General features: G+C 65.6%; 12 protein-coding genes. 6 read left to right on the top strand and 6 right to left on the bottom strand.

Annotation, left to right across the window (positions count from 1 at the left end; all coding sequences use genetic code 11):
• Positions 1 to 200: 200 nt before the first annotated feature.
• The 6 genes from IVB54_RS26735 to hpaR all read right to left on the bottom strand — a co-directional run bounded on the left by IVB54_RS26735 (position 201) and on the right by hpaR (position 10,167).
• On the bottom strand, positions 201 to 1,079 hold the full coding sequence (locus IVB54_RS26735) for a transglutaminase family protein (protein WP_247363444.1): 879 nt from the start codon (positions 1,077 to 1,079) through the stop codon (positions 201 to 203).
• Positions 1,076 to 3,613, bottom strand: a complete 2,538-nt coding sequence (locus tag IVB54_RS26740) for a circularly permuted type 2 ATP-grasp protein (RefSeq protein WP_085352205.1) — start codon at positions 3,611 to 3,613, stop codon at positions 1,076 to 1,078. The genes IVB54_RS26735 and IVB54_RS26740 overlap by 4 nt, the downstream gene beginning before the upstream one ends.
• Before the next feature lie 27 nt (positions 3,614 to 3,640).
• The gene (locus tag IVB54_RS26745) at positions 3,641 to 6,910 is read right to left on the bottom strand and encodes a transglutaminase family protein (protein WP_247363445.1); all 3,270 of its coding nucleotides are present in this window, start codon (positions 6,908 to 6,910) and stop codon (positions 3,641 to 3,643) included.
• Positions 6,911 to 7,014: 104 nt separating this feature from the next.
• Positions 7,015 to 8,538: an altronate dehydratase family protein gene (locus IVB54_RS26750; RefSeq protein WP_018456946.1), complete on the bottom strand. Its 1,524-nt coding sequence runs from the start codon at positions 8,536 to 8,538 to the stop codon at positions 7,015 to 7,017.
• A 93-nt stretch (positions 8,539 to 8,631) separates the two neighbouring features.
• Positions 8,632 to 9,408 (bottom strand): aldolase/citrate lyase family protein, encoded by a 777-nt coding sequence (locus IVB54_RS26755; protein ID WP_018456947.1) that lies wholly within the window; start codon positions 9,406 to 9,408, stop codon positions 8,632 to 8,634.
• A gap of 240 nt (positions 9,409 to 9,648) precedes the next feature.
• Entirely contained in the window at positions 9,649 to 10,167 is a 519-nt protein-coding gene (hpaR, locus tag IVB54_RS26760) for a homoprotocatechuate degradation operon regulator HpaR (RefSeq protein ID WP_018456948.1), read from the bottom strand.
• 110 nt (positions 10,168 to 10,277) lie between these two features.
• Here hpaR and hpaH point away from each other — a divergent pair, with 110 nt between their 5' ends.
• From hpaH to IVB54_RS26790, 6 genes are all read left to right on the top strand, one after another.
• Entirely contained in the window at positions 10,278 to 11,084 is an 807-nt protein-coding gene (gene hpaH / locus IVB54_RS26765; protein ID WP_018456949.1) for a 2-oxo-hept-4-ene-1,7-dioate hydratase, read from the top strand.
• A gap of 30 nt (positions 11,085 to 11,114) precedes the next feature.
• Positions 11,115 to 11,513, top strand: coding sequence for a 5-carboxymethyl-2-hydroxymuconate Delta-isomerase (locus IVB54_RS26770; protein ID WP_247363446.1), 399 nt, complete (start codon positions 11,115 to 11,117; stop codon positions 11,511 to 11,513).
• Positions 11,506 to 13,044, top strand: coding sequence for a 5-carboxymethyl-2-hydroxymuconate semialdehyde dehydrogenase (gene hpaE, locus IVB54_RS26775; RefSeq protein ID WP_247363447.1), 1,539 nt, complete (start codon positions 11,506 to 11,508; stop codon positions 13,042 to 13,044). Before IVB54_RS26770 ends, hpaE begins: the two co-directional genes overlap by 8 nt.
• Before the next feature lie 66 nt (positions 13,045 to 13,110).
• Positions 13,111 to 14,094 (top strand): 3,4-dihydroxyphenylacetate 2,3-dioxygenase, encoded by a 984-nt coding sequence (hpaD, locus tag IVB54_RS26780; protein WP_018456952.1) that lies wholly within the window; start codon positions 13,111 to 13,113, stop codon positions 14,092 to 14,094.
• A gap of 3 nt (positions 14,095 to 14,097) precedes the next feature.
• Positions 14,098 to 14,967, top strand: coding sequence for a fumarylacetoacetate hydrolase family protein (locus tag IVB54_RS26785; protein ID WP_247363448.1), 870 nt, complete (start codon positions 14,098 to 14,100; stop codon positions 14,965 to 14,967).
• A gap of 25 nt (positions 14,968 to 14,992) precedes the next feature.
• Positions 14,993 to 16,621, top strand: a complete 1,629-nt coding sequence (locus tag IVB54_RS26790; protein WP_247363449.1) for a thiamine pyrophosphate-dependent enzyme — start codon at positions 14,993 to 14,995, stop codon at positions 16,619 to 16,621.
• The last annotated feature ends 122 nt before the right edge of the window (positions 16,622 to 16,743 follow it).

A 16,743-nucleotide genomic window follows, 5' to 3' on the forward strand; every position in this document is an offset into this window, starting at 1 on the left:
CCGTCTGTCGGTGGTTTTCCACGCCAATTCCCGACGTCTCATTCTCGTCCTCGAGCAGGCGCCAGCATAGCCCATCTTGGCCGACTGGCCAAACCCGGGGGCGCAAACTCGGAAATATGTTGCGGTTTGTGCCCCGCGATATCGCGGTTGCGGTGCAGACCCGCCACACCCGGGATGGGTGTCGCGGGCAGGACCCGCAATCATTCCACCAACAGCACGTCGACGGCGACGTCGAGCTTCTGCTTCGGCGAGCCGACGATGATGCCGTCGACCGGCGAAACGTCGGAGAAGTCGCGGCCGACTGCGAGCACGATATGGTCGCCAGCAACCATAAGATCGTTGGTCGGGTCGAAATCGACCCAGCCAAGCTCGTCCCCGCACCACAGCGACACCCAGGCATGGGTGGCGTCGGCGCCCTGCAGGGGCGGCTGGCCCGCCGGCGGAATGGTGCGCAAATATCCGCTGACATAGGCCGCGGGCAGGCCCAGCCCGCGCAAGCCCGCAATCATGACATGGGCAAAATCCTGACAGACGCCATGGCGCTTGACGAAGACCTCGTTGAGCGGCGTCGAGATCACCGTCGCCTTGGGGTCGTAGCGAAATTCGGTGCGGATGCGATGCATCAGATCGACCGCCCCGGCAAGGATGCCCGCGCCGGGCGCAAAGCTTTCCGCCGCATAGGCGCTGACCGGTCCCAGCACCGGCACTAGCGGGCTCGCAAAGACATAGCCGACCGGCGAGGACGGCCCGAGGCTCGTCGCCTCGAAGGCGATGTCGCGAATGTTCTCCCAGGCCGGGCTGACAGCGGCGCGCGCCGGCGGCTGGCGCGACACCTTCACGCGAGAGCGGGAATCGATGCGCAGGGTGCGATGCGCGGCGTCGATCACGACACTCTCGGTCAACGTGCCGAAGAAATCGCGCCGGACGCTACGCTCCGCAGGGCGCGGACGGATCTCGACCTTATGCGAAATCAGCTCCTGGCCATTGCCGCTCCTCGGCTCCAGCCGCAGCGTGCAGCGCGCGAAGCTAACCGGGCTCTCGTATTCGTAGGTGGTGACGTGACGGATATCGTAGATCACGCCAGCCCCGTCAGCTTTTCCGGCCGGCTCGCATTGGGACCGTGCGGGAAGTAGTGCTGCCCGACCGCCTCGGCGAGGCTGAGCAGATCCTGCTCCAGGGCGAACAGCGTCTTGACCTCGAGCTTTTCGGCCTGCGCGGTCGCGAGCATCGCCTGCAGCGCGACCGCAAGCCGCTGCGGCTTCTCGATCAGGCCGTGCTCCTTCAGGCTCGGCAGTGCGGCGATGTGTTCGTTCAGCGTCGTCACCTGGAACGCCACGGAACGCGGATTGTAATTGTCGAGCACGGCGAGGTCTCGCACCGGCGCCAGGATCGGCGCCAGCAGATAGCGCGAGCGGTAGGTGATTTGGCAATCCACCAGCGTCAGCAGGATATCGAGATCCTCGTCGCCGGCCTCGTCATAGGCAAACTGCCGGGCAAAGCGCGTGGTGTTGATGGCCCGCTCGGTGCGCCGACCGATATCGAGGAAGCGCCAGCCGGCGGCGCGGTTCATGTTCTCATGCGCAAGGCCGGCAAAGCTCGCGAGCTCCTGCAAGGTCAACTCGGCCGCGCTCAGCACGCTGTCGTCGTCCTCGACCTCGACGGCCAGCCGCTCGACCATCTCCGTGATGACTTGCCAGGCATCGGGCGACAGCCGCTCGCGCAAGGAGGTCGCCGTGCGCTGGGCCGCGCGGACCAGCGACAGTGCCGAGCCGAAACGCTCCGGGCTCTGCAGCGCTTCGGCAACGATGCGGCCGGGCGCCGCGCGCGAGGTCTGCGAGATCGCGCCCCAAGTCACCAGCAGGCGCTGGATACGTTCCGCCGATTGCAGCGAGGCCGCGGTGCCCTTGTTGGGCCCGCTCGGCGAGCCCAGCGCCCGCACCAGCCGCAGCGTCGCCTCGGCGCGTTCGAGATAGCGGCCGAGCCAGAACAGATTGTCGGCGGCGCGGCTCGGCAGCACGCCGGCGATACGGCGGATGCGCACCTTGTCGATCGCAGGCAGCAGCGTCGCGGTCGAGACCTGCTTGTCCGAGACCACCCAGACGTCGGCGGAGCGCGCGCCGTCGCCCATCGACACCGCGCGCGCATCCGGCTGCTCGGCGATCCGGCAGAAGCCGCCGGGCATGATGGCCCAGCCGTCCGGCGTCGCGGCTGCGAACACGCGCAGCACGAAGGGACGCGGCGTGATTTGCCCCTGTTCCCACACCGGCATGGTCGAGAGCCGCACCACCTCCTGGCCGACATAGTCCATGCCGCGCGCAGCGATGGCGTCGCTCAGGCGCCGGCGCCCGGCGGCGTCGAGTTCGCTCGCGAGCACCGGACCGTTGCTGTCGAAACCGGGAACGCCGCGCCGATACGCGCCTTCGATCGCGACCTCGTCGAGCCGCGACAACACTTCGTCGCGCGCCGAGCGCTGGCCGCACCACCAGGTCGCGATGTGCGGCATCTTCAGCTCTTCGCCGAGCAGCCGGCGGCTGAGCGCCGGCAGGAAGCCGAGCATCGCGCGCGCCTCGAGGACACCCGAGCCCGGCATGTTGGCGACGACGACGCCGTCCTTGCGCAGCACGTCGATCAGGCCGGGGACCCCCAGCCGTGACGAGGCATCGAGCTCGAGCGGATCGAGCGAATTGGAATCGACACGGCGCAGCAGCACGTCGAGGCGCTTGAGGCCTGCAACCGTGCGGATGTGGATATGATTGTCGCTGACGGCGAGATCGTCGCCCTCGACCAGCAGGAAGCCGAGATAGCGCGCCAACGTCGCGTGCTCGAAATAGGTCTCGCTGAAGCTGCCCGGCGTGAGCACGCCAATCCGCGGCTCGTCGCGGTCGGCGCGCGCCCGAAGACTGTCGCGAAACGCCTCGAAGAATGGTGCGACGCGCGGGACGTTCATCGACTTGTAGAGATCCGAGAAGGCGCGCGAAAGCACCAGGCGGTTCTCCAGCGCATAGCCCGCACCCGACGGCGCCTGCGTGCGATCGCCGAGCACCCACCAGCGTCCGTCGGGCCCGCGGCCGACATCGGCGGCATAGAGCGAGAGATAGCGCCCGCCCGGCGGCGGCACGCCGCAGGCGGGACGGAGATATTCGGGGCTCCCCGCGATCGCGGCCGCCGGCAGCGCGCCTTCGGCGACGAGGCGGCCCTCGCCATAGATGTCACGCAGCACGAGCTCGAGCAACTCGGCGCGCTGGGTGATGCCGTCGGACAGCTGCTTCCAGTCGGCCTCGTCAATCAGCAGCGGCAGATGGCTGATCGACCAGGGCCGGTCGGCGCTCTCGCCGGGCGCGCGATAGGTGACGCCGGCCTCGCGGAGATGACGGTCGGCCATGCCAAACCGCCGCTCAACCTCATCGGGCGCGAGCGCACCGAAGGCATCGAAGAAGCGGCTCCAGACCGCGCGGGGCTTGCCGTCCGGGCCGAGAAACTCGTCGGGGATGTCGGGCAGGCGCCTGTAGTCGCGGACCCATTGCGCGAAGCGGCGCTGGCCTTCGCGCTGGCCATCACGTTGACCTTGCGCCTGACCCGCCTTGTCGTCCTCTTCGGCTGCGCCCTCGGCCATGCGCCACTCCCTGCCCCGGCATCATACTCATTGCAGGAGCGGGGTCCGCAAGTCGAGGGTCAGCGGAAACTCATTTGTGCGTTCCTCGGGCGGCGGCTGCATCGGACCCGGCGTATGGCCATGGTCCTGGAAGCGCGCCAGCCGCCGCGCCTCGGCCTCGTAGGTGTTGACCGGCTTGGTGTCGTAGCTGCGGCCGCCGGGATGGGCGACATGATAGACGCAGCCACCGAGCGAGCGGCCGTTCCAGGTGTCGATGAGGTCGAAGGTCAGGGGCGCATGAACGGGAATGGTCGGGTGCAGGCCTGAGGCCGGCTGCCAGGCCTTGAAGCGGACGCCGGCCACGGCTTCACCAGAGCGGCCGGTGGCGGTCATCGGCAGGCGGCGGCCGTTGCAGGCGACGATATGGCGGCCCGCGACGAAGCCTTCCGCCTTGACCTGAAGCCGCTCGACCGACGAGTCGACATAGCGCACGGTGCCGCCGGCCGAGCCCTCCTCGCCGAGGACGTGCCAAGGCTCCAGCGCCTGCCGCAGCTCCAGCGTCACGCCGCCATGATGGATGCGGCCGAACGCGGGGAAGCGGAATTCGAGCTGGGCCAGATACCATTCAGGCTCGAACGGATAGCCGGACTGCTTCAACTCGGTGAGCACTTCGAGGAAATCCTCCCAGATGAAGTGCGGCAGCATGAAGCGGTCGTGCAGCGCGGTGCCCCATCGCACGAACTTGCCTTGTTGCGGCTCGCGCCAGAATTTTGCGATCAGCGCGCGGATCAGCAGCTGCTGCGCCAGCGACATGCGTGGATCCGGCGGCATTTCGAGCGCGCGGAATTCAACGAGACCGAGGCGGCCGGTCGTGCCGTCCGGTGAATAGAGCTTGTCGATGCAGATCTCGGCGCGATGGGTGTTGCCGGTGATGTCGACGAGGAGATGCCGGAACAAGCGATCTACCAGCCACAGCGGCGCCTGAGTGCCCGGCGGCGGCACGTGCGTGAGCGCGACCTCGAGCTCGTAAATGCTGTCGTGGCGGGCTTCGTCGATGCGCGGCGCCTGGCTGGTCGGGCCGATGAACAGGCCGGAGAAGAAATAGGACAGCGACGGATGCCGCTGCCAGTGCAGCACCAGGCTCTTCAACAGATCAGGCCGGCGCAGGAACGGCGAGTCCTGCGGGCTCGAGCCGCCGACCACGACGTGATTGCCGCCGCCGGTGCCGGTGTGGCGACCATCGACCAGGAAGCGATTGGCACCGAGGCGTGTCTTGCCGGCATCCTCATAGAGCCCGACGGTGATGTCGACCGCCTCGCGCCAGTTCTTTGCCGGCTGGACGTTGATCTCGATCACGCCGGGATCGGGCGTCACCTTGATCACGTCGACACGCGGATCGAATGGCGGCGGATAACCCTCGACATGGACCTGGAGCTGCATCTCCTCGGCAGTCGCTTCGAGCGCCGCGATCATCTCGAGATAATCCTCGATCTGCTCGACCGGCGGCATGAAGGCGCAGAGCACGCCGTCGCGGACCTCGACCGACATCGCGGTGCGGACGGGGACCGAGGTGTTGAGCTGTTCGGGCTCGAGCCGCTCCGGCGCGTCCGGACGCGCCGGAAGGCTGAACACCGGCAGCTTGCCGCGGGCCTCCATCGGATCCCGCTCGACGATGTAGGGATATTGATCGGGCGGGACATAGCCGAGCGAGTCCAGCGGCAAGCGCAGGCCGAGCGGCGAATCGCCCGGCATCAGGAACAGATGACTGCGCCGGAGCTGCCAGCGCTCGCTGCGCCAGCGTGGCGCCGCATTCCAGCGCTGCACCGGCAGCACGAAGCCGCGAGGGTTGTTGAGCCCCTGCTCGAACACCCGCGCCATCCGCGCGCGGGCCTCCGGATCGGATAATTTGGAATCGGAGGGATCGACGTTGACGGGAAGCTCAGATTCCTTCTGCAGCCAGTACGCGGTGTCCTCATAGGCTGGCATGATGTAGCCGGGATCGAGCCCGAGCCGCAGCGCCGTGCCCTCCACGAACGCCTGGACGTCCTTGGCCTGCGCCGACCGCGGATTTTCGATGCTGGCGATGAGGTCGGCATTCTTCCAGATCGGCACGCCGTCCTTGCGCCAGTACAGGCCAAACGCCCAACGCGGCAGGCTTTCGCCGGGATACCATTTGCCTTGCCCGAAGTGCAGCAGGCCGCCGGGTCCGAAACGCGCGCGCAGGCGGCGGATCAGATCGTCGGCGAGCCCGCGCTTGGTCGGGCCGACGGCGTCCGTGTTCCACTCGGCGCCTTCGAGATCATCGACGGAGACGAAGGTCGGCTCGCCGCCCATGGTCAGACGCACGTCCTGGGCCGCAAGATCGCCGTCGACCTGCTCGCCGAGATCGTTCAGCCGTATCCAGGATTCGTCGGAGAACGGCTTTGTGATGCGCGGCGCCTCGCGAATGCGCTTGACGCTCATGTCGAAGGCGAATTCGACCTCGGCGAAGCCTGCGCCGCCGGAGATCGGCGCCGCCGAGCGGTAGTGCGGCGTCGCGGCGACCGGGATGTGGCCCTCGCCCGCAAGCATGCCCGAGGTCGCGTCGAAGCCGATCCAGCCCGCGCCCGGCAGGTAGACCTCGGCCCAGGCGTGCAGATCGGTGAAATCGTTCTCGACCTCCGGCGGCCCCTCGATCGGATCGATGTCGGGACGGACCTGGATCAAATAGCCGGAGACGAAACGGGCGGCGAGACCGAGGCGACGGAAGGTCTGGATCAGAAGCCAGGCGGAGTCACGGCATGAGCCGGCCGCGGAGGAGAGCGTCTCCTCCGGCGTCTGCACGCCCGCCTCCATGCGGATGACGTAGCCGATCCTTTTCTGCAACTCCCTGTTGAGATCGACCAGGAAGTTGACGGTGTTCGGGGCTTCGTGCGGGATCGTATCGAGATATTTCGCGAACAGCCGATCGGGCTTGACGGTCTCGAGATAAGGCGCGAGTTCCGTCTTGAGATCTTGCGTATATTCGAACGGAAAGCTGTCGGCATAGGGCTCGACGAAGAAGTCGAACGGATTGACCGTGGTCATCTGCGCCGTGAAATCGACCTCGATCTTGAGCTCGGTCGTCTTCTCCGGAAAGACGTAACGGGCGATCCAATTGCCCAGCGGATCCTGCTGCCAGTTCACGAAATGATTGGCCGGAGTGACCTTGAGCGAATAACTCAGGATCGGCGTGCGGGTATGCGGCGCCGGCCGCAGACGGATGGTCTGCGGGCCGAGATCGATCGGACGGTCGTATTTGTAGTGCGTGACGTGGTGTAGTGCGACATAGATCGACACGGGGTGCGGTACTCCAGCAGCTTTTTTGAGCAGAACACCGCTGGTGACCTCGATCAAGCACTAACAACGGGCAGACCGTGCCTACGGCACGGGCTGCGCCTTTGCTACATCGTCGCGCCCAGTACCCAGGGCGCGAACTCGGCGCCGCCGAAATCAAAACTCTCGCTTTTGGTGGGCTGGCCCGACGCGGTCTTGAGGATGAGATCGAAAATGCGCTGGCCGCATTGCTGGACGCTCTCCTCGCCTTCGAGGATGGTGCCGCAATTGACGTCCATGTCCTCTTCCATGCGCTTGTACATGGGCGTGTTGGTGGCGAGCTTGATCGAGGGCGCCGGCTTGCAGCCGAACACGCTGCCACGGCCCGTGGTGAAGCAGACCAGATTGGCGCCGCCGGCGACCTGCCCGGTCGCGGCGACCGGATCGTAGCCGGGGGTGTCCATGAACACGAAACCCTTCTTGGTGATGGGTTCGGCGTAGCGCAGCACCTCGACGAGGTTGGTTGTGCCGGCCTTCGCCATCGCGCCGAGCGACTTCTCCAGAATGGTGGTGAGGCCGCCGGCCTTGTTGCCCGGGCTGGGATTGGCGTTCATCTCGGCGCCTTCGCGCGTCGTGTATTCGTCCCACCAGCGCATGAGATCGACCAGCTTCTCGCCGACCTCGCGGCTGACGGCGCGGCGCGTGAGCAAATGTTCGGCGCCATAGGTCTCCGGCGTCTCCGACAGGATCACGGTGCCGCCGTGACGTACGATGAGATCGCTGGCCGCACCCAGCGCCGGATTGGCGGAAACACCGGAATAGCCGTCCGAACCGCCGCATTGCAGCGCCACGGTCAATTCGCTCACCGGAACGGACTCGCGCTTGACCTTGTTGGACTCCGCGAGTGCCTCGCGTACGAAGGCAATTCCGGCTTCCACCGTCTTGCGGGTGCCGCCGACCTCCTGGATGTCCATCGCACGCAGACGTCCCGCGAGCTTCTGCTCCTCCATCAGGCCGCCGATCTGGTTCACCTCGCAGCCGAGGCCGAGCACGATCACATGAGAGAAGTTCACGTGCCGTGCATAACCGCCGAGCGTGCGGCGGAGCAGCGCTAAGGGCTCGTTCTGCGTCATGCCGCAGCCGGTCTTGTGGGTCAGCGCGACCACGCCGTCGACATTGGGGAAGTCGGCCAGCGGATTGTCGCCGGTGAACGGATTCTTCTTGAAGACGTCGGCGACGAGGCTTGCGACATGCGCGCTGCAATTCACCGAGGTGAGGATGCCGATGTAGTTGCGCGTGGCGACGCGGCCGTCCGGACGGCGGATGCCTTCGAAACTCGCCGGCAGATCGAAATTCGGCGTCGGCTTGACGTCGACGCAATAGGCATAGTCCTTGGCGAAATCGCCCATGCCGCAGTTCTGCACGTGCACGTGCTGGCCCGGCGCGATCGGCACCGTCGCAAAGCCGATGATCTGGCCGTAGCGTATCACCGGCTCGCCCAATGCGATCGGCTTGATCGCGACCTTGTGGCCGGAAGGAATGCGCTCGACCGTCGTCACGCCGTCGGCCACCAATGTTCCCGGCGGCAAGCTCGCGCGCGCGATCAGCACGCCATCATCGGGATGCAGGCGAATGACGGGGCTGATGGTCATGGGAGGTCTCCTTCAGACGAATAGTGAGTAGCGAGTGGCGAATGGAAAAGGGGAGCAGCTCATTCGCTACTCCCCATCGCCATTCGCGAGTTCTCAGGCCTTGCCGCCGGAATCCTTCCGGGTGGCGTTGACCTGCATCTTGGCGTAGGTCGTCATCAGGCCGACCTCGTTCGAGAGCGTCACCAGCTTGAAGCCCATGTTGATGGCGCGCGCGGCACCTTCGGCGCCGCTGCAATGGATGCCCGGATTGAGGCCGCGCTTGCCGCACTCCTTGATGATCTTCTCGTAGATCGCAAGGATCTCGGGCTCGGTGCGATCGAGCTTCGGTTCGAGGCCGTAGGAGAAGCCGAGGTCGGACGGGCCGATATAGACGCCGTCGATGCCTTCGACGTCGAAGATCGCTTCCATGTTCTCGACGGCGGTTTTGGTCTCCATCATCGGCAGCAGCACGATGTCGTCGTTGGCCGTCTTCTGGTAGGAGCCGGCGGTGCCGTACATGCCGGCGCGGATCGGGCCGTTGGAGCGGACGCCCTTCGGCGGGTACTTGGCATAGGAGACGAGGTTCCTGGCTTCCTGCGGCGTGTTGACCATCGGGCAGATCACGCCATAGGCGCCGCCATCGAGCACCTTGCCGATGATGCCGGGTTCGTTCCAGGGCACGCGGACCATCGGCGTGATCGGGTGCTTGTCCATCGCCTGGAAGCACTGCACCATCGACAGATAATCCTGCACGCCGTGCTGCATGTCGACGGTGACGCTGTCGAAGCCGCATTGCGCGATCATCTCGGCCGAGAAGCCGGAGGGAATCGCGAGCCACGCGTTGACCACGGCCTTGCCCGACTTCCAGATTTCCTTGACCTTGTTCGCCACGTTGCCTTCCTTCTTTGTTTTGGACCTTCGTCACCATGACGAGCGCCGCGACAGCACGATGCCGTTACTAGCGCGAACCCGACCGCCGCGCTACGCTCGCGATGACGCAAGGTTTCACTTGGCAAAGGCGGCGCAATCCGTCCCGGCGCGCCGATTTTTGCGCATCGGCTGCGGGGCACTTTGAGCGAAAAAATGCGGCGATGTCCATGATTGTTGCCGCGCGCTCGCGCATATCTGCTTTCACTCCTCGGCACTTGCCTCCTCGCCCGCGCCGAGCCCTGCGAGACTTTGTTCGAGCTCGCTGAGCATCTCCTGCAATTCGACGAGCTTGCGCGCGCCAAAGCGTCGCGTGATCTCGGCATAAATCGCTTCGGAGGACGGCGCGACGGAAGCCATCAGCTTCACGCCCTTTTCCGAGATCGAGACCATGCTGCGGCGCTGGTCCGCCTTGGCGGTCTTGCGCTCGATCAGATTGCGCGCCTCGAGATCACGCAGGATGCGCGACAGGCTCGGGCCGAGCAGGAACGCGGTGCGCGCGAGTTCCGTGACCTCGACCGTGTCAATCGCCGCGAGCGCGCGCAGGATGCGCCATTGCTGCTCGGTCAGGCCATGCGTGCGCAGCGAGGGACGGAATTGCCGCATCACCGCCTCGCGTGCCCGCAGCAACGACATCGGCAGCGAACGCGAGAAGTCGCGCATCGGCACCTGCCGCACGGCGGGCTCACTTCCGTTCGCAGGATCAGCCGGTCTCTTCGTCATGACGCCCTTTCAAGCCGCGAAACGTTTGCAGTGCAGCAAGCCAATTTGCGATTGACGCATTCACTTAACATGTTAAGTATCTTCCGGCACGACGATTTGTAAGATTACACATGGCGCTTTCAAACGACGATATCCGAGCTTGTGCGAACCGTCTGCACCACGCGGAAAAGACCCGTACGCAGATCCGGCAGCTCTCGCAGGACTTTCCCGACATCAGCATCGCTGACGCCTACGCGATTCAGAAGGCCTGGGTCGACGTCAAGGTCGCCGAGGGGCGCATCGTCCGGGGACACAAGATCGGCCTGACCTCGAAGGCGATGCAGAGCGCGCTTGGCATCAACGAGCCGGATTCCGGCGTATTGCTCGACGACATGTTCTTCGCCGATGGTGGCCTCGTCCCGACGGAGCGCTTCATCGCGACGCGCGTGGAAGCCGAGCTCGCCTTCGTCATGAGCAAGCGCCTCGCGGGCCCCGACTGCACGCTGTTCGACGTGCTCAACGCCACCGACTTCGTCGTGCCGGCGCTGGAGATTCTGGACACGCGGATCGAGCGCGTCGATCCCCAGACCAAGGCGACCCGAAAGATCTTCGACACCATTGCCGACAACGCTGCCAATGCCGGCATCGTGCTCGGCGGACGGCCGATCCGCCCGCTGGACGCGGACCTGCGCTGGATCGGCGCGCTCTGTTTCAAGAACGGCCAGCTGGAAGAGACCGGCCTTGCCGCCGGCGTGCTCAATCATCCCGCGACTGCAGTCGCCTGGCTCGCCAACAAGATCGCACCGCTCGGCCTTGCGCTTGAGCCCGGGCAAATCGTGCTCGCCGGCTCCTTCATCCGTCCGATCGAGACCCGCAAGGGCGACACAATTCAAGCCGATTATGGCGCCTACGGCTCGGTGAGCTGCTACTTCGCTTAGACGACCAAAAAGACAGGGAGTGAAACCGCGATGCCGCATTTCACGATCGAATATTCGGCCAATCTCGACGACCGCCTCGACATCGGCGCGGCGTGCGAGGTGGTGCGCAAGGCCGCGGTCGAGACCGGCATCTTCCCGCTCGGCGGCATCCGCGTCCGCGCCGTCAGATGCGAGCATTATGCGATTGCGGACGCGCGGCAGGATTACGGCTTTCTCGACATGGTGCTGCGCATCGGCGAAGGCCGCGATCTGCCAACCCGCAAGAAAGCCGGCGAACAAATCTTCCAGGCGCTCTCCCGCCATCTTGATCCCGTCTTCGCAAGCTCGAAATTCGCGCTCTCGTTCGACATGCAGATCAACGACAAGGATACGAGCTGGAAGCGCAACAACATCCACGACGCCCTGAAAGCGGAGGCCGCCTATGGATAAGCCCACGCCGAAAACCGACGTATTCCAGGCCAATCGCGACCGCATCGCACCGCTGCTGAAGACGCTGCGTGCCGACGGTATCGGCCACATGATCGACGGCAAGATCGTGCCGTCGATCTCCGGCGAGACGTTCGAGACGAAATCGCCGGTCGACGGCGCGACGCTGGCGAGCGTCGCCCGCGGCAATGCCGAGGATGTCGATCGCGCCGCCACCGCTGCCGCACTCGCCTTCAAATCCTGGCGCGACATGGGGCCGGCGATGCGGAAGAAGCTGCTGCATCGCGTGGCCGACGCCATCGAGGACAATGCCGAGGACATCGCGGTGCTCGAATGCATCGACACCGGCCAGGCCTATCGCTTCATGGCCAAGGCCGCGATCCGCGCCGCCGAGAATTTCCGCTTCTTCGCCGACAGATGCGGCGAGGCGCGCGACGGCCAGAACACACCGAGCGACGAGCATTGGAACGTCTCGACGCGCGTGCCGATCGGCCCGGTCGGCGTGATCACGCCGTGGAATACGCCGTTCATGCTCTCGACCTGGAAGATCGCCCCTGCCCTCGCGGCCGGCTGCACCGTCGTGCACAAGCCGGCGGAGTGGTCGCCGGTCACGGCGGCCATTCTTGCGAAGCTCGTCAAGGAAGCCGGCGTGCCCGACGGCGTGCTCAATACCGTACATGGCTTTGGCGAAGAGGCCGGCAAGGCATTGACCGAGCATCCCGCCATCAAGGCGATCGGCTTCGTCGGCGAAAGTTCGACGGGCTCGGCGATCATGGTTCAGGGCGCGCCGACCTTGAAGCGCGTGCATTTCGAACTCGGCGGCAAGAACCCGGTGATCGTGTTCGACGACGCCGATCTCGACCGCGCGCTCGATGCGGTCGTGTTCATGATCTACTCGCTCAACGGCGAGCGCTGCACGTCGTCGAGCCGCTTGCTGATCCAGGCCGGCATCGCCGAAAAATTCGTCGAAAAGCTGACCGCACGGGTGAAAGCGCTGAAGGTCGGCCATCCCCTCGATCCCGCCACCGAGATCGGGCCGCTGATCCACGAACGTCATCTCGCGAAGGTCTGCTCCTATTTCGACGTCGCACGCCAGGACGGCGCGACGATTGCCGTCGGCGGCAAGGCCTATGATGGCCCGGGCGGCGGATATTATGTCGAGCCGACCCTGGTGACCGGCGCACACGGCAAGATGCGCGTGGCGCAGGAAGAGGTGTTCGGCCCCTTCCTCACCGTGCTGCCCTTCAAGAACGAAGCAGACGCGATCGAGATCGCCAACGACATCCGCTACGGCCTGACCGGCTATGTCTGGACCAACGATGTCGGCCGCGCGTTGCGTGTCGCGGATGCGCTGGAAGCCGGCATGATCTGGCTGAACTCGGAAAACGTCCGCCATCTGCCGACGCCGTTCGGCGGCATGAAGGCCTCCGGCATCGGCCGCGACGGCGGCGATTACTCGTTCGATTTCTACATGGAAACCAAGCACGTCTCGCTGGCGCGGGGCACGCATAAGATTCAGAAGCTGGGAATCTAACGCCCGCGGTTCCTCGGCGCGCGGAGCGCCAACGAGGAATGGCTGGGTCTAGAGAGGGGAAACGCAATGCCCGTACCGCAACATATCTTCGAGCCGCCGTTCAACATCATCCGCTCCAGCCACGCCGTGCTGGACGTCACCGACCTGAAGCTCAGCCGCGAGTTCTATGAAAGCGTTGTCGGCCTGCATGTCGAGGACGCCGACGACAAGGTCGTCTACTTGCGCGCCGCCGAGGAGCATCAGCATCACTCGCTGGTGTTGCGCAAGGCGGCCGCGCCTGCCTGCAACCGCCTCGGCTTCAAGGTCGGCAACGACGGGGATCTCGACAAGGCTGCGAAGTTCCTGTCCGAGAACGGCCTTGGCTACGCCTTCGTCGATCAGCCGTTCCAGGGCCGCACGCTGCAGTTCACCGATCCGTTCGGCTTCCAGATCGAGCTATATGCGTCGATGGACCGGCGGCCGCATCTGCTGCGCCGCTACGACCTCTACAGGGGTTGCCATCCGCAGCGGCTCGACCATTTCAACGTGTTCGCCGCCGAGGTGCAGGACACCGTCGAATTCTATGCCCGGCTCGGCTTTCGCCTCACCGAATACGCCGAGGAGGACGGGCCGAACGGGCGCATAGCCGCGGCCTGGATGCATCGCAAGGGCAATGTCCACGATTTCGCCATCACCAACGGCAAGGGCCCGCGGCTGCACCACTTCGCCTACTGGACGCCGACGGCGATGAACATCATCCACCTCTGCGACGTCATGGCCTCGCAGGGCTTCGTGAAGAACATCGAGCGTGGCCCCGGGCGCCACGGCATCTCGAACGCATTCTTTCTCTACGTCCGCGACCCCGATGGACACCGTCTCGAGCTCTACACCAGCGACTATTTCACCGGCGATCACGACCACGAGCCGCTGCGCTGGTCGCTGCGCGATCCGCGCCGCCAGACATTGTGGGGCGCGCCGGCCCCGCGCTCGTGGTTCGAGCAGGGTTCGCCGTTCGCCGGGCAAGCCGTGCGCGAGCCGAAGTTCGTGGCCGACGTGCTGGTGGCGGATTAAGCAATGACACTCCCTCGCCTCGCCACCTATTCCGTCAAGGGTGCCGTCAGCTACGGCGCCGTCGTTGACGGCGGCATTGTCGATCTCTCCGCGCGCCACGCCAAGGACTATCCGACGCTGCGCGAGGTGATCGCGGCGGGAAAGCTCGCGAGCCTCGCCGAAGAGGCTGCCGGCCGCACGCCCGATCACACACTCGGCGACATCATCTGGCTGCCGCCGGTGCCCGCGCCGGAAAAGATCATCTGCATCGGCGTCAACTATCCCGACCGCAATGCCGAGTACAAGGACGGCCAGGACGCGCCGAAATATCCGAGCATGTTCATGCGCTCGCCGCGCTCCTTCGTCGGCCACGACACGCCGCTGGTGCGCCCGCGCGCCTCCGCGCAGCTCGACTATGAAGGCGAGATCGTGCTGGTGATCGGCAAGCAAGGCCGACACATTCCGGAAAGTTCGGCGCTCGATCACGTCGCCGCGCTGACGCTCTGCAATGAAGGCTCGGTGCGCGACTGGCTGCGCCATGCCAAGTTCAACGTCACGCAGGGCAAGAACTTCGATTCCAGCGGCAGCCTCGGCCCGTGGCTGGTGCCCTACACGCAGGAATCGCAGGTCGCCGACATCCGCCTCACCACGCACGTCAATGGCGAGCTGCGGCAGGACGACCGCACCAGCCGATTGATGTTTCCGTTCCGCTATCTCATCAGCTATATCTCGACCTTCGCGACGCTCGTTCCCGGCGATATCATCGTCACGGGCACGCCGACCGGCGCCGGGGCACGGTTCGATCCGCCGCGCTATTTGAAGCCTGGCGATGTCGTCGAGGTCGAAGCCGAGGGCATCGGAACCTTACGCAACGGCGTCGTCGACGAAGCCTGAACACCGATTGAAATGGAATAGTGCCATGACCACCCTCACCGGCGGCGAAGCAATCGTAAGCGGCCTCGTCGCCCACGGCGTCGACACCGTGTTCGGCCTGCCTGGCGCGCAGGTCTACGGCCTGTTCGACGCCTTCCACCAGGCGCAGCTCAAGGTGATCGGCGCGCGGCACGAGCAGGCCTGCGGCTACATGGCGTTCGGCTATGCGCGCTCCAGCGGCAGGCCCGGCGTGTTCAGCGTGGTGCCCGGCCCCGGCGTGCTCAACGCTAGCGCCGCGCTGCTCACCGCGTTCGGCTGCAACGAGCCGGTGCTATGCGTCACCGGCCAGGTGCCGATGCAGTTTCTGGGCAAGGGCCGCGGCCATCTGCATGAGATGCCGGACCAGCTCGCGACCTTGCGCACCTATGTGAAATGGGCGGATCGGATCGAATATCCCGGCAACGCGCCGACCACCGTCGCGCGCGCCTTCCAGGAGATGACGTCCGGACGGCGTGGCCCCGCTTCGGTCGAGATGCCCTGGGACGTCTTCACCCAGCGCGCCGACACCGCGGCTGCGCAAGTGCTGGAGCCGCTGCCCGCGCCGCAGCCCGACCCTGACATGATCAAGCAAGCGGCCGCGCTGATCAGGAACAGCAAGGCGCCGATGATCTTCGTCGGCAGCGGCGCGATCGAGGCGCGCGAGGAGATTCTCGAACTCGCCGAGATGATCGACGCCCCTGTCGTCGCCTTCCGCAGCGGCCGCGGCATCGTCTCCAACGCGCATGAGCTCGGCCTGACCATGGCGGCAGCTTACAAGCTGTGGCCGACAACCGATTTGATGATCGCAATCGGCACGCGCGCCGAGCTGCCGGCATCGGGTTTCCGCTGGCCGTATCAGCCGAAGGGGCTGAAATCCATTCGTGTCGACATCGATCCAGCCGAGATGCGCCGGCTTGCCTCCGATGTCGCTATCGTCGCCGACGCCAAAGCCGGCACGGCCGATCTCGTCACAGCCGTGACGAAGGCCGGCTATGCCAGGACCAGCGGCCGGCGGGGAGAGATCCGCGAGGCGACTGCGACGGCACAAGCCGAGATCCAGCGCATCCAGCCGCAGATGGCGTATCTCAACATCCTGCGCGAGGTGCTGCCGGCGAACGCGATCGTGACCGATGAATTGTCCCAGTTCGGCTTCGCCTCCTGGTACGGCTTCCCGATCTACGAGCCGCGCACTTTCATCACATCCGGCTATCAGGGCACGCTCGGCTCGGGCTTCCCGACCGCGCTCGGCGCCAAGGTCGCCAATCCCGAAAAGCCGGTGGTGGCGATCACCGGCGACGGCGGCTTCATGTTCGGCGTGCAGGAGCTCGCCACCGCCGTGCAGTTCAACATCGGCGTGGTGACGCTGGTGTTCAACAACAACGCCTATGGCAATGTCCGCCGCGACCAGCGCGAGCGCTTCGACGGCCGCGTGGTGGCCTCGGATCTGGTCAATCCGGATTTCGTCAAGCTTGCAGAGTCCTTTGGCGTCGCATCCGCGCGCGTCACCGCGCCTGACCAGTTCAAGGCGGCGATGGAGAAGGCGCTGGCCCATGGCGGGCCTTATCTGATCTCGGTGGAAGTGACGCGGGATTCGGAAGGCAGCCCGTGGGCGTTCATTCACCCGCCGAAGCCGTAAACGAAGCATCGTCGTTCCGGAACTCTTTCCTTCTCCCCTTGCGGAAGAAGGTGGATCGCTGACGCGCAGCGGCGGCGAGACGGATGAGGGGCTGTCTCCGCGGATGGAGACCCCTCATCCGC

The sequence above is a fragment of the Bradyrhizobium sp. CW1 genome (assembly GCF_023100665.1).
Lineage (GTDB): Bacteria > Pseudomonadota > Alphaproteobacteria > Rhizobiales > Xanthobacteraceae > Bradyrhizobium > Bradyrhizobium canariense_D.